This window comes from Clostridium sp. SGI.024 (assembly GCF_050315195.1).
Taxonomy (GTDB): domain Bacteria; phylum Bacillota; class Clostridia; order Clostridiales; family Clostridiaceae; genus Clostridium.
Genome location: NZ_JBNPON010000033.1, coordinates 1 through 14,191, shown reverse-complemented (window position 1 = coordinate 14,191; position 14,191 = coordinate 1). Strand labels below are relative to the sequence as shown.

Annotated in this window: 9 protein-coding genes; all 9 read right to left on the bottom strand. The window is 27.0% G+C overall.

The window, feature by feature from the left end:
* Positions 1–147 precede the first annotated feature (147 nt).
* The 9 genes from ACQRD5_RS10280 to ACQRD5_RS10240 all read right to left on the bottom strand — a co-directional run bounded on the left by ACQRD5_RS10280 (position 148) and on the right by ACQRD5_RS10240 (position 14,168).
* Positions 148–3,381: an ABC transporter permease gene (locus tag ACQRD5_RS10280; protein WP_320901749.1), complete on the bottom strand. Its 3,234-nt coding sequence runs from the start codon at positions 3,379–3,381 to the stop codon at positions 148–150.
* The gene (locus ACQRD5_RS10275) at positions 3,375–4,079 is read right to left on the bottom strand and encodes an ABC transporter ATP-binding protein (protein WP_291625814.1); all 705 of its coding nucleotides are present in this window, start codon (positions 4,077–4,079) and stop codon (positions 3,375–3,377) included. Before ACQRD5_RS10275 ends, ACQRD5_RS10280 begins: the two co-directional genes overlap by 7 nt.
* Positions 4,080–4,103: 24 nt before the next feature.
* A complete protein-coding gene (locus ACQRD5_RS10270) occupies positions 4,104–5,033 on the bottom strand; it encodes a diacylglycerol/lipid kinase family protein (protein WP_294169683.1) in 930 nt (309 codons plus the stop codon).
* A 124-nt stretch (positions 5,034–5,157) separates the two neighbouring features.
* Positions 5,158–6,399, bottom strand: coding sequence for a 2-hydroxyacyl-CoA dehydratase (locus ACQRD5_RS10265; protein ID WP_308780349.1), 1,242 nt, complete (start codon positions 6,397–6,399; stop codon positions 5,158–5,160).
* The gene (locus ACQRD5_RS10260) at positions 6,392–9,322 is read right to left on the bottom strand and encodes an acyl-CoA dehydratase activase (protein ID WP_291625807.1); all 2,931 of its coding nucleotides are present in this window, start codon (positions 9,320–9,322) and stop codon (positions 6,392–6,394) included. The genes ACQRD5_RS10265 and ACQRD5_RS10260 overlap by 8 nt, the downstream gene beginning before the upstream one ends.
* Before the next feature lie 60 nt (positions 9,323–9,382).
* Positions 9,383–10,396 (bottom strand): LacI family DNA-binding transcriptional regulator, encoded by a 1,014-nt coding sequence (locus ACQRD5_RS10255; protein WP_427746778.1) that lies wholly within the window; start codon positions 10,394–10,396, stop codon positions 9,383–9,385.
* 83 nt (positions 10,397–10,479) lie between these two features.
* Positions 10,480–11,997 carry a UDP-glucose--hexose-1-phosphate uridylyltransferase gene (galT, locus tag ACQRD5_RS10250; RefSeq protein ID WP_291625803.1) on the bottom strand — a complete coding sequence of 506 codons (1,518 nt, stop codon included), beginning with the start codon at positions 11,995–11,997 and terminating at the stop codon, positions 10,480–10,482.
* A gap of 9 nt (positions 11,998–12,006) precedes the next feature.
* Complete coding sequence (gene galE, locus ACQRD5_RS10245) at positions 12,007–12,993, bottom strand: UDP-glucose 4-epimerase GalE (RefSeq protein WP_291625801.1); 987 nt, start codon at positions 12,991–12,993, stop codon at positions 12,007–12,009.
* 11 nt (positions 12,994–13,004) lie between these two features.
* On the bottom strand, positions 13,005–14,168 hold the full coding sequence (locus ACQRD5_RS10240; RefSeq protein ID WP_291625799.1) for a galactokinase: 1,164 nt from the start codon (positions 14,166–14,168) through the stop codon (positions 13,005–13,007).
* Between the last annotated feature and the right edge of the window lie 23 nt (positions 14,169–14,191).

The window sequence follows — 14,191 nt, the reverse complement described above, 5'->3', positions numbered from 1 at the left end:
TAATATTTATTAATATAGTATATACTTCAAAACAACTTTTGTTCTAAATAAAGACAGTAATATAAAATAATAAACTCCTTATAAATCTTACAAAATAAGATTTATAAGGAGCTTTAAAATAACTATACATTTTTATTTAAGTCAAATTTAATCTACTGATTTTAATGATTCTACCATTTTTACATTTTTGAGCTTATAATACATTACTATATTAACTAAAACAGCAAAAACTACTGTTAATAAAGCTGAAAGGATGTAGCTTGGTAAATCTATATTTCTTCCAAACATCATATTATCTATTTCCACAGTCAGCATTATAAATCTATGAAGAAATATACCTAACACTGATCCAAATAAAATTCCAAAGATAGTTAGAATTACATTTTCTCTGTAAATATAAGCTGAAACTTCTTTATCATAGAAACCCAATACTTTTATAGTTGCTATTTCTCTGATTCTTTCACTAATATTTACATTTGTTAAGTTGTATAAAACAGTAAATGCTAGTGCTCCAGCAGAAACTATAATTACTATTATTACATAGTTCAAACTTTTAATAATATTATCAAAATTTTCTCTTATGTTATCATTAAAGGATACTCCTTTTACAATTTCTTTATCCATAATACTCATAGAAAAATCATCTTTGTTTTCAAGATTTTCTGTTTTAGATATAATAGAATTATATAGAACCTCTTTATCAAATACTTCCTTATAGTACTTAGGTGAAATATAAGCATAATTAAAGGTATAGTTTTCAGAAATTCCAGAAACAATCATAGAATATTCTTTATTATTAACTTTAACTTTTATCTCTTCACCAACTTTTACTTTAGCTTGCTTAGCAGCTTTTTCAGTTAAGATAATCCCACTATCACTTAGTTTTAATTTTTCCTTAGTAGTTCTATTAACAAAATTTATAAAGTCACTAGCCTTAGCTATATCTTCAGGAACTATTATATAAATATCCTTTTCTGTATCTCCAGTCCTTATCTTTCCACTTTCAGAAGATAGCATAAGTAATTGATCTATTTCTTCTAAATTATTTAGTTCATCCTTTAATTTATTTTTTTCTAATTTACTTGTATCTTTATCAATATTAATAGTTAAATTATATTTGAAAATATTACCAAACTGTTTATCTACAATTGTTTTTATTGAATCTTTAATTCCAAATCCAGTAAGAAGTAATGCCGTGCAACCAGCTATTCCAAACACAGTCATAAAGAATCTTTTCTTATATCTAAATATGTTTCTAACAGTTACCTTTCCTATAAAGCTTAATTTGTTCCATATAAAGCCAATACGTTCAATTAAAATCCTTTTTCCTTCCTTTGGAGCCTTAGGTCTCATTAACATAGCAGGTGTTTCAACTAATTCCTTATAACAAGCAAGAACTGAAGAAATTGTTGTTACAGCTACAGAAATCATTGTTATAATTAGTGCAATAGGTATATTAAATTCCAATTTAACTTTTGGTAATGTGTACATTATTCCATAAGCATCAAAAATAACTATTGGGAAAACTGTATAACCTATGGCAAGACCTACAATACTACCTAAAAAGCTTGCTGTAAATGAATAAACAATGTATTTTGAAGCAATCATGTATTTAGAATAACCTAACCCCTTTAACGTTCCTATATTTACTCTTTGTTCATCTACCATCCTAGTCATTGTAGTTAAGCATACTAAAGCTGCTACTAAAAAGAAAAAAACCGGGAATACCTTTGCTATCTTATCTATACTATCTGCATTATTTTTATAATCAACATAAGAATACTGACTATTTCTATCTAATATATACCAATTTGGTTCTTCTATATCCTTTATATCATTTTCAGCTTTTATAATTTTTGCTTCTGCTGATGCTATTTCTTTATCAAATTTCTCTTTAGATTCCTCATATTCTTTTTTACCATTTTCTAATTCTTTTTTACCATTTTCTAATTCTAACTTTGCGCTTGCAAATTGATTTTCTGCTTCAATCTTACTATTTTCTAATTTAACTTTACTTTCATTTAACTGAACTTCAGCATTTTTTAATTCATTTTCTTTAGTTCTAATTTGTTCTTCTGCTTGTTGTATTTTTTGTTCTGCAGAGGTTATTTCATTATTTATATATGAGATACCTTTATCAATCTCATCTCTAGTCTTATATAATACATTTAACTCATTTTTTAATATATTTTTTTCTTCTTCAGATAGATTGTTATTCTTTAATGAGTTTTCTTTATCTGAAATTTTATTCTCTATATCTTTTTTACTATTCTCAAGTGTCTTTAATGTCTCTTTTCCAGTGTTTATTATACTTTCAGCACTTTTCTTTTCTTCATTTAATGTTTGTTTTCCTGCTTCTAATTGTGATTTACCACTATCTATTTTAGATTGTCCTAAAGATATTTCATTTTCAGCCTGAATTATTGTTAACTTATAATCTGTTTCTTTTTTAAATAATTCATCCTCACCATTTTTAATATCTTCCTCTGACTCTTCTAGTTGCTTCTTTGCATTATTAAGCTTTTCTTCACCACTTTGTTTTTCTTCACTTAACTTATTTTTACTTTCATTTAACTTCTTATTGGCTTCATCAATAATTTCTTCATATCTTATGTCAGCTCTTTCAGTACCTAAGGATTCTAAAGAGATTTTTACTGTATCAATTATATCAAAATATTTATCTGAGTATCCATCTTCTTTTTTAGCACCATTTATAGTAACATATGCTTCAGTATAAGCAGGGATTTTAAAATTATCTAAAGGAATTACAACATAACTTGAAACCTTACCGTTTCCTATACTTGATGTCCCTTTTTCACTAGATAAATAATATGGAGTCTGTACTTTCCCAACAATTTCGTATTCGGTATTTTCTAGGCTTTCATTTAAATCCTCACTATTCCCCGATTCTAACTTTATTTTGTTGCCAATTGATAAATTTAAATTCTCAATTTTACCTTCCTCTATTACACATTCATTTGAACTTTCTGGTAATCTTCCTTCTACTAAAGTATATTTATTGACATAATTACTATTATCTAATGGTATACCCATTACCTTAATAACAACTTCTGATGAATCAACTTTTGCTACTGTATCTAATGAATATGTTGCAAATACATCATCTACATCATCTATTTTTTTTATTTCATCAATATCTTCATCAGTAAATCCTAAGGTAGAATATAAGGCTAAATCCATAAAATTATTGTCATCATAATATTTATCCGCTGTAGCTTTCATAACTATTGGAGATGCTTTTATTCCTGAAAAAAATGCTACTCCTAAAGCAATAATTGCAAAAATAGAAAAAAACCTTCCTTTTGATTTTTTAATATCCCTTAAAACATCTTTGAAAAATGCATTTTTCATTTTTACCATTCAATCCTTTCTACTGGAGTTGGATTGTCATTTATAGTTATGCTTTCAATCATCCCATTTTTAACCTTAATTACTTTATCTCCCATAGGAGTCAATGCAAGATTATGAGTGATTATAATAACTGTCATATTACGTTCTCTACATGTATCTTGTAATAATTTTAATATTGCCTTTCCAGTGTTATAATCTAGTGCACCTGTTGGTTCATCACAAAGTAATAACTTAGGGTTTTTTGCTAGTGCTCTAGCTATAGCTACTCTTTGTTGTTCTCCACCAGATAATTGTGAAGGAAAATTGTTTTTTCTTTCTTCTAATCCTACTGCTTCTAAAACTTCTGAAGGATTAAGTGGATTTTTGCAAATTTGTGTAGCTAATTCTACATTTTCTAAAGCAGTTAAATTTTGAACTAAATTGTAAAATTGAAAAACAAATCCAATATCAAATCTTCTATATGAAATTAAATCTTTTTCTGTATAGTTACTTATTATGTTATTATCAACAATAATTTTTCCACTGCTTAAGGTATCCATTCCACCTAGTATATTTAATATAGTGCTTTTACCAGCTCCACTAGCTCCTGCAACTATTACAAATTCTCCTTTTTCAATTTGAAAAGATACCCCTCTTAATGCATCAATATCAACTTCTCCCATTTTATAAGTCTTTTTAACATCTTTAAATTCTATGAAACTATTCAAATTTACTTCTCACTCCTATTAAAATTAACAAATTATTTCTTTATGCGGAACTAAAAAATTAATAGCTTTATTCTCTAAATTAATTTCTATATCTTTTTCTAATAATATTTCACCATCAATACATACAGTAAAATTTTTATCAGATTTTATATGAATGGATCTACATTTTTTATAAATGAAGTAATCCTTCATTTCTTCATTTTCTAGGTGTTCTCCTCTTTTAAATATATTGATTAATTTAATAAGCTTTATTCTAGAAACCTTTTTAAATATACAAATATCAATTAACCCATCATTAATCTTAGCTAAAGGTGCTCCCTTATAACCTCCTCCATATGTCATTCCATTTGCTACAACACATAATAGAAATTCTCCTTTTATTATCCCTTTATTATCTATTATTATTTCTAAATTAGAATACATTTTATGTAACAATGAATAAAATACAGAAAGGGTGTAGGCACCTTGTCCACTTATTAAAGGAAATCTCTTAAATTTATACATATTTTCTGCAACCTTAGCATCAAATCCTATATTGCATAAGTTAACAGAGTATTTATTATTAACTTTTAATAAATCAATTTCTTCTTCTTTAAATTCTATTTGTTTTTCAATATCAATAAAATTACTACATGAACTAAAATTATTTACAAAATCGTTCCCAGTACCGTAAGGAATAACTGAAGCACTGGCATTTTTATATCCAACTAAACCATTAACTACTTCATTAAGTGTTCCATCTCCTCCACATGCATAAAATCTTAGATTTCCTGTTTCATTTTTACATACACTTTCTGTAAAATTCGTAGCATCATTTTTTCCCTTAGTAATGTATATTTTATATTCATCACTATTTCCCTTAAAAGCTTCTTTTATTTCATTAATTATTTTTTCAGAAACATCCATTTTGCCTGCTTCAGGATTTATTATAAAAAAGTGCTTAGTCATAGTCATAAGTTTTATCCTTCTCTTTCATTTAAGTATTAAATAAAAATATTATCATTAATTTAATTTTATGCTAAATAGCAAATAATAGCTATACCTAATATAATTATAGATATAGCTAAAAATTAGCATTTTATAAATAATTGTTCAACTTAGCATTTGATAACATTAGCTTAATTCTATTTTCTTGATTTATCTTTGATTGAGAGGGATCGTAGTCTATAACTACTATATTAGCTTCAGGATTCTTATCAACAATCTTTCTTATAGCACCTCTACCAACAATATGATTAGGTAGACATCCAAATGGCTCTGCACAAATAATATTATTTGCTCCTGAATGTATCAGTTCAATCATATTTGCTACTAATAACCAACCTTCTCCCATTTTAACTCCATATCCTATATATCCATCGGCCATTTTTCTAATTTCGTCAAAATCTTTTGGCCCTTTAAATCTTGAATTATTTTGTATTGCTTTATTTACTTTTCTCTGTAGTTTTAAAATAATCTTATATCCTAAAGAAGAAATTTTTGATTTTAAATATCCTTTTCTATATAATTTATAGTCAATAACAGAATTTAAAATACAGTAATTAATAAAATCCATAAGATCAGATTGTACAACTTCAGCATCTTCTTTAATTAAGAATTCTTCAAGATGGTTGTTCCCCATTCTTGAATATTTCATATAGATTTCACCTACAATGCCTACTTTAATTTTACTTTCATTATTTACTTTTATTTCATCAAAGGATTTTACAATTTCCTTTGATATTTTTGATAATTTTAAGTATTTAAAACTTGAAAATTTCTTTTTTAAATTATCTATTGATTTTTCTAAAACAATATCGCATTCACCTTTATTTATTTCATAAGGTTTTACTTTATTATAAAGATACATTATTAAATCTCCATATATAACACCATAAAAAAGTTTAATTATAAGATGTGGGCCAAATTTTAATCCTGGATGTTTTTCTATACCACCTACACTTAATCCAATTGCAGGAACTTCTGAAAAACCACTATTTTCTAATGCCTTTCTAATTAAATGAATATAATTTGATGCCCTACATCCTCCTCCAGTTTGAGTCATAAGAAGAGCTGTTTTATTAATATCATATTTACCGCTTTTTAATGCCGAAATAAATTGTCCAATTACTATCATGGCTGGATAACATATATCATTATTAGAATATTTTAATCCTTCTTCAATTATTGATGATACATCATCTTCTAAAAATTCTATATTAAATCCATAATCATTTAATATCTTATCTATTATTTTAAAATGAATTGGCAACATATTAGGAGCTAATATCTTATAATTTTTCTTCATTTCCTTTGTAAATACTTTATAACTACTACTCATATACTTCCCACCTATTCTTAACTGCTTCTACCATACTTCTTATTCTAATTTTTGCTGCTCCTAAATTATTAGTTTCATCTATTTTTAATTGTGTATATATTTTCCCCTTACTTTCTAAAATACTTTTTATTTCATCTGCTGTAATTGCATCTGTTCCACATCCAAATGATACTAATTGTACCAACTGCATGTCCTCATTATTTACCACAAATTTAGCTGCATTAAATAATCTAGCTTGATATGTCCACTGATTTAGAACATTTACTGCTACATTATCATAATTAAAAGGAATAGAATCCTCTGTTAATATTACTAAATTCAATGAATTCATCATTCTATCTATTCCATGATTAATTTCTTTATCAATATGATAAGGTCTGCCTGTTAAAACCACAATCAATAAATCATTATCTCTACCATATTCAATAGCTTCCTTGCCCTTTATTAAAATATCTTTTTTAAAGTCTTTATACTCCTTAAGTCCAACTTCATATGCATGCTTTATGTCTTCCTTTGAAATCCATGGATAATAATCTATTAGGCTTTTATATAAATTTTCTATAGTACTTTTTTTAGAATTCAAATCTAAATAAGGTGATATAAAATTACATTTTTCTATATTTTGAACATTGTTTTTGATAACCTCAGGATAATATGCTACTACTGGACAATTATAATGATTATCTGAAATACCTTCATCATAATTAAATGTCATACATGGATAAAAAATATTCTCAATATTTTTCTCAATTATACTTTCTATATGTCCATGAACTATTTTAGCAGGATAACAAGCAGTATCTGATGGTATTGTATGTTGTCCTTTTAAGTATAGCTTTTTAGAAGAGGCATCTGATAAAACCACCTTAATTCCTAAATAATTAAAGAATTTAACGAAAAACGGTAAGTTTTCATACATATTTAAAACCATTGGAATAGAAATAACTCCTTTATCGCCAAAATTATTAGCATATTCTAATAATTTTAAATATTTGTATTCATATAAATTTGGAATATTATTATCATCATATTTACCAGTAGGCTTTGAACATCTATTGCCAGATATATATTTTCTTCCACCATTAAAAGTGTTTATAGTTAAATTGCACTTATTAGTACAAAGTCCACATTTAATTCCTTTAGAACTATGAGTGAAGTTCTCAAGGTCTTTTCTACTTATAATTTTTGATTCTTTCGGCTTTTCTCTTTTTGAATATATTGCAGCTCCATATGCCCCCATTAATCCAGAAATATTTGATCGTATAACATTTTGATTTAATTCTATTTCTAAGCTTCTTAAAATTGCATCATTACATAGGGTTCCACCTTGAACTATAACATTTTTACCTATATTTTTTGTTCTAATAACTTTATATAAAGCATTTTTTACTACACTTATTGATAATCCTGCTGAAACATCCTCAATGGTTGCACCATCTCTTTGTGCTTGCTTAATGGAAGAATTCATAAAAACCGTACATCTTGATCCTAAATCAGCAGGATGTTTTGCAAAGAGTCCTAACTTAGAAAAACTTTCAACATCATACCCCATTGCTTTAGCAAAAGTTTCAATAAAAGATCCGCACCCTGAAGAACAAGCTTCATTCAATATTATACTTTTTATTGCGTTATTTTCAATTTCAAAACACTTAATATCTTGTCCACCTATATCTAAAATAAAATCTACTCCTGGATTAAATTTACTTGCTGCAATATAATGAGCTAATGTTTCTACTATACCATAATCAATACCAAAAGCTTTCTTTATTAGTTCTTCACCATATCCAGTAACTGCACTTCCTTTTATAATAATCTTATCTCCAAAGTTATCATAAATATATTCTAACTGTCTTTTAATTACCTTTACTGGATTCCCTTCATTATGAGCATAAAATTGATATATTATATTACTATTATAATCAATTAAAACAAGCTTCGTAGTTGTACTTCCAGCATCTATTCCTAAATAAGCATCTCCTATATAATCATTTATATCTTTAATTAAAACCTTAGCTTTATTATGTCTATCTAAAAATCTATTATATTCATCCTTACTTGAAAATAGAGGCTTAATACTTTTATTTATATTTATATTATTTTTATGATTATTAAGCTTCGATAGTAAGTCTTTATAAGTATATGTTTTTTCTTCATTTCCAGCAAATAACGCTGCTCCTTTTGCAACAAAAACTTCTGCATCTTCTGGAACCAATGCTTCTTTTTCGCTTAAGTTCAATTTTTTTATAAACATACTTCTAAGGCCTTTATAAAAATATAATGGACCTCCTAAAAACAATATATTTCCTTTTATTTCTCTACCTTGTGCAAGTCCACCAATAGTTTGATTTACAACTGCATCATATATGCTTACTGCAATATCTGCCTTACTTGCCCCTTGATTTAACAATGGTTGAATATCAGATTTGGCAAAAACTCCACATCTAGATGCAATTGGATAGATATTCTTATAGTCAAAACTAATTTTATCTAAATATTCTACACTAATACCCATTAAGCTTGCCATTTGATCAATAAAAGCACCTGTCCCACCTGCACAGCTAGAATTCATTCTTTCCTCTAGTCCATTTGTTAAATATATAATTTTAGCATCTTCTCCACCTAGTTCAATAACAACATCAATATTATTAAAAAGCTTTTTTACTCCAATAGTTGTTGCAAAAACCTCTTGAACAAATGATATTTCAGAATCCATGGCTAAACCGTATCCAGATGATCCTGTAATTGAAACCTGAATTTTATTATTATTTACTATATCTTTTATTTTACTAAGTTCACTTAATACAGTTTCTCTTACTTTTGTAAGATGTCTGGTATAACATTTATAAATTATTTTATTCTCTTCATCTAATAATACCAATTTTACTGTAGTTGAACCTGCATCTATACCCAATCTATATACCACTTTATATACCTCCATCTATATTTATATTATAAAAAGGAGCTGCCGAAACAGCACCTTTATTTATACCTCTTTACAGCTATCTCTTATAATTAATTTTACAGGTAATACAATTTTTTTACTCAAATGTCTCTCTTCTCTTATCCTCTCCATTAGAGTCTCTAAAGCAATTTCTCCCATATAATCTGTAAATATTTTAACTGTTGTTAAAGAAGGTGATAAATATTGAGCAGTAGCTATATCATCAAAACCAACTATACTTATATCATTTGGTATCGAATAACCTTCTTCCTGGATAGCCTTATAAGCTCCTATAGCCATAGGATCACTAGCTATGAAAAAAGCTGACGGTAGTTTTTTTAATTTTAATGCTTCCTTCATTAACATGTATCCATCTTCTGGAGTGAAATTCCCTTTAAAAACCCACTCTTCTCTGTAATTATTTATATCTATCATAAATTCTTTATAAGTAGCTTCTCTATAATTTATTAATTCATTACCATCAATACTATTATGTGGAATAACTTTGGCACCAATATACCCAATATCCTTATGGCCTAAGTTATATAAATAATCTAGTGCTTTTTTAGTGCCATATTTTAAATCTACAACTATTGAATCAAATTCCCATTCTTCTGGAGATGAGTCTATAAATATAATATTAGGTGATAATTCTCTAAGTTTATTTATTTCATCACTTTCAAAAATACCAATTGCAATTATTCCATCTAAGTCTTTATAATTATATATATTATCTTTTATAAAATTACTGAGATACAAAGATTTAAAACCTATATTATCTTCTAAGCATTTTTTCTCTATAGCCATTCTGATTGATAAAAAATAAGGATCACTTAACTCTTTAATTTCATTAAAAGAACAAATAATTCCAATAGTATAATTCTTAAGTTTATTTTTTCTCTCTTTTATTGTTACATAGTTCATTTCTTCAGCTGTAGAAAAAACTTTTTTTCTTGTTTCTTCAGACACATTAAGAGTTTTATCAAAGTTTAATATGCGAGATACAGTTGCAATAGAAACTCCTGCTACATTTGCAATATCCTTAATTGTTGCCACTACATTCACCTCTATTCAAATAATATAATAAGCATCAATATATAATTAAGATGAGGCATATAAAATGCCTCACCTGTGTACTATTAATCAATTGCTAATTTTAAGCTATCAATATATCTTTGAATAGCTTCTTTTCCTTCATAATCCCATTTAAATACTCCACAATGTTCTAGAACCTTAATGAATACATTTCCTATTTCATTTTTTACAATACTATCAACATTATCAAGTGTTATATTTTTATTTCTTGATTTTATTTCTTCATACCAGTCATAATGAATTTTCATATTTTCATAATTATAAATATCATCTTTTTTGGTAGTTAAAGAATCTTTTATTATTTCAATTTCATCTTTTAACCTAGCAGGAAGTACGGCAAGTCCTAAAACTTCTATTAATCCGATATTTTCTTTTTTTATATTATGAAGTTCACTATGTGGATGGAAAATTCCATCTGGGTATTCTTCACTTGTTCTATTATTCCTTAGAACCAAGTCCATTACATAATACTCTTTTTCTCTTCTAGCTATTGGTGTTATTGTATTATGAGGAATATCATTGCTAAATGAATATATTCCAACTTTAGGATCATTATAACTTTTCCAATGATTTAATATTTTATACGCTAATTCACTTAATTCTAATCTATTTTTACCTTTTAATCTTAATACACTTAAAGGCCATTTTACAATAGAAAGTTCTACTTGTTCATAATTTTTTAATATAAATTCTATATAATTTGACGCTTTATTCATAGCAAATTCATAATTTCCACCTTGATAATGATCATGAGTTAATATTGAACCCCCTACTATAGGTAAATCTGCATTTGAACCTATAAAATAATGTGGAAACTTTTCTACAAACTCTAATAATCTATGAAAAGTATTATTTGTAATCTTCATTGGAAGGTGATTTTCTGAAAAAACTATGCAATGTTCATTATAGTATGCGTATGGTGAATACTGTAAATACCATTTTTCATCCTTTAATGTAAGTGGAATAATTCTAAGATTTTGTCTTGCCGGATGATTTATACGCCCTCTATATCCTTCATTTTCTTTACATAAAAGACATTTAGGATATTTAGAAGGAGGCATATTTTTAGCTGCTGCTATTGCTTTAGGATCCTTCTCTGGTTTTGATAAATTAATTGTTATATCTAATTCACCATAATCAGTTTTGCTTTTCCAAACTAAATTTTGAGATATTCTATCTGTTCTAACATAATCACATGCTTTACTAATATTATAAAAATAGTCTGTAGCTTCTTCTTTTGATCTTTTATACTTTTCATTAAATTTTCTAATTATTTCTGAAGGTCTTGGCATTAAAACTGCCATGATTTTAGTATCTAATAAATCTCTATAAATAGGGGTATTAGATTCTAAAATACCATTTTCAAAAGCATAATTCAAAATATTTTCTAAAATATCTGTAGGAGTACTTAATTCTTCGTCCTCTACCTCTACATCTTCATATTCATCTAAATTTAAAACACTTAGTAATGAATTTCTAATAAATATTTCATCATCTTTTGTAAATAAAGTATGCTTTAATCCATAATTAATTAATCTTTTTATTTCTCTATAAATCATCATATTACGCCCCTACTTATTAAATCCCATAGGATTATTTTTATGCCATTTCCAAGCAGAAGATATTATATCTTCAACATTATTATATTTAGGCTCCCATTTTAATATTTTTCTAGCTTTTTCAGAAGATGCAATAAGTCTAGCTGGATCACCAGCTCTTCTTTCACAAATTTTTGCTGGTATATCATGTCCTGTTACTTTTCTAGCAGCTTCTATCATTTCTTTAACTGAGAATCCATTTCCATTACCTAAGTTAAAAATATCACTTTCATTTCCTTTTCTTAAGTAATCAATTGCTAAAATATGAGCATTTGCTAAATCAGTAACATGAATATAATCTCTAATACAAGTACCATCTTCTGTGTCATAATCTTCACCGAAAATTGAAATAAATTCTCTTTTTCCAAGAGGAACTTGTAATATTAATGGTATTAAGTGAGTTTCAGGACTATGATCTTCTCCGATACTTCCACTAATATGAGCCCCTGCTACATTAAAATATCTTAGTGAAACATATTTTACACCGTGTGCTATGTCAGCCCATTTCATCATTTTTTCCATAGCCAACTTAGTCTCACCATATGCATTAGTTGGCTCAGTTTTATCAGTTTCAACTATTGGCATTTTAGTAGCTTCTCCATAAGTTGCAGCTGTTGATGAAAATACTATTTTCTTTACATCATTTGCTACCATAACTTTTAATAAAACTTCTGTACCATGCACATTATTGTTATAATATTTTAATGGATTAGTCATACTTTCTCCAACTAAAGAATTTGCTGCAAAATGAATTACTTCTGTAATATTATTCTCTTTAAATACTTTATCTAATTCTTTCTCATTTCTTATATCCACATTATAAAATTTAGCTTTAGGATTTACAGCTTCCATATGTCCTGTTTCTAAATTATCTACAACTACTACATCTTCTCTTTTTTCTATTAATTGATAAACTGCATGGCTTCCAATATAACCTGCACCACCACATACTAAAATCATATTAATACCTCCTAAATTTCTCTAGTTCCATTTCCTACTTCAGCAATATAGAAACTAGCTTCATATCCTATTTTATTTTTATATCCTTGTCCAACTATTTCTATAAAATCATCTACACTATCCTTCTTTACTAATGCAACTGTACATCCACCAAATCCAGCACCAGTCATTCTAGCACCTAAAACTCCACTATGATTCCATGCAAGTTCTACCAAAGTATCTAATTCAATACCTGTAACTTCGTAATCATCTCTTAAAGAAATATGAGATTCATTCATAAGCTTACCAAAAGTAACTAAGTCATTTGCTTCTAATGCACTTTTTGCCATTAATGTTCTTTGATTTTCATAAACAGCATGTTTTGCCCTTTTTCTTCTAGTATTATCCTTTATTAAATCTATGTTTTTTTCAAATTCATCAATAGAAAGATCTCCTAAAGAATTAATATTAAGTTTTACTTTTAATTCTTCTAAAGCTTTTTCACATTCACTTCTACGTTCATTATACTTGGAATCTGCTAACCCTCTTCTTTTATTTGTATTTGCTATAACTAACACTTCATTTTTTAGTTCTATAGGACAATAATTATATTTTAAAGTATTGCAGTCTAATAGTATAGCGTTATTTTCCTTTCCCATACCTATAGCAAATTGGTCCATAATTCCGCAGTTAACACCTACAAACTTATTTTCAGCTTCTTGAGAAAATTTAACTAAATCTATTCTATTAATATTAAAATTAAATAAAGTATCCATCATAACTGCAATTAAAAGCTCTAATGATGCAGATGAGGATAATCCTGAACCGTTGGGAATATTGCCATATATAGCTACATCAAAACCTCTATTAATACTATATCCATGTTTTTTCATCACATCAATTACGCCTTTAGGGTAATTAGCCCAGTCATGTAAGCTTTCGTATTTTAGGTTATTTAAAGAAAATTCTACCATTCCAATATCTTCGAAATTTTTAGAATACATCCTTACTTTATCATCTTCTCTTAATCTTATTGCACCATAAGTTCCAAAACTTAGTGCACAAGGAAACACATTTCCACCATTGTAATCAGTATGTTCTCCTATTAAATTAACTCTTCCGGGTGAAAAAAAATATTTTTCATCACCATTTTTTCCAAAAACCTCATTAAAAATACTTTTTATTTTTTCTCTCATATTATTTCTCCCTACTTTAATTT

Coding starts and splice junctions, on each gene's coding strand:
- ACQRD5_RS10270 (WP_294169683.1), bottom strand. CDS start 5,033: ATGACTATGACTAAGCACTTTTTTATAATAAATCCTGAAGCAGGCAAA.
- ACQRD5_RS10265 (WP_308780349.1), bottom strand. CDS start 6,399: ATGAGTAGTAGTTATAAAGTATTTACAAAGGAAATGAAGAAAAATTAT.
- galT (WP_291625803.1), bottom strand. CDS start 11,997: ATGATGATTTATAGAGAAATAAAAAGATTAATTAATTATGGATTAAAG.
- galE (WP_291625801.1), bottom strand. CDS start 12,993: ATGATTTTAGTATGTGGTGGTGCAGGTTATATTGGAAGCCATGCAGTT.
- ACQRD5_RS10240 (WP_291625799.1), bottom strand. CDS start 14,168: ATGAGAGAAAAAATAAAAAGTATTTTTAATGAGGTTTTTGGAAAAAAT.
- ACQRD5_RS10280 (WP_320901749.1), bottom strand. CDS start 3,381: ATGGTAAAAATGAAAAATGCATTTTTCAAAGATGTTTTAAGGGATATT.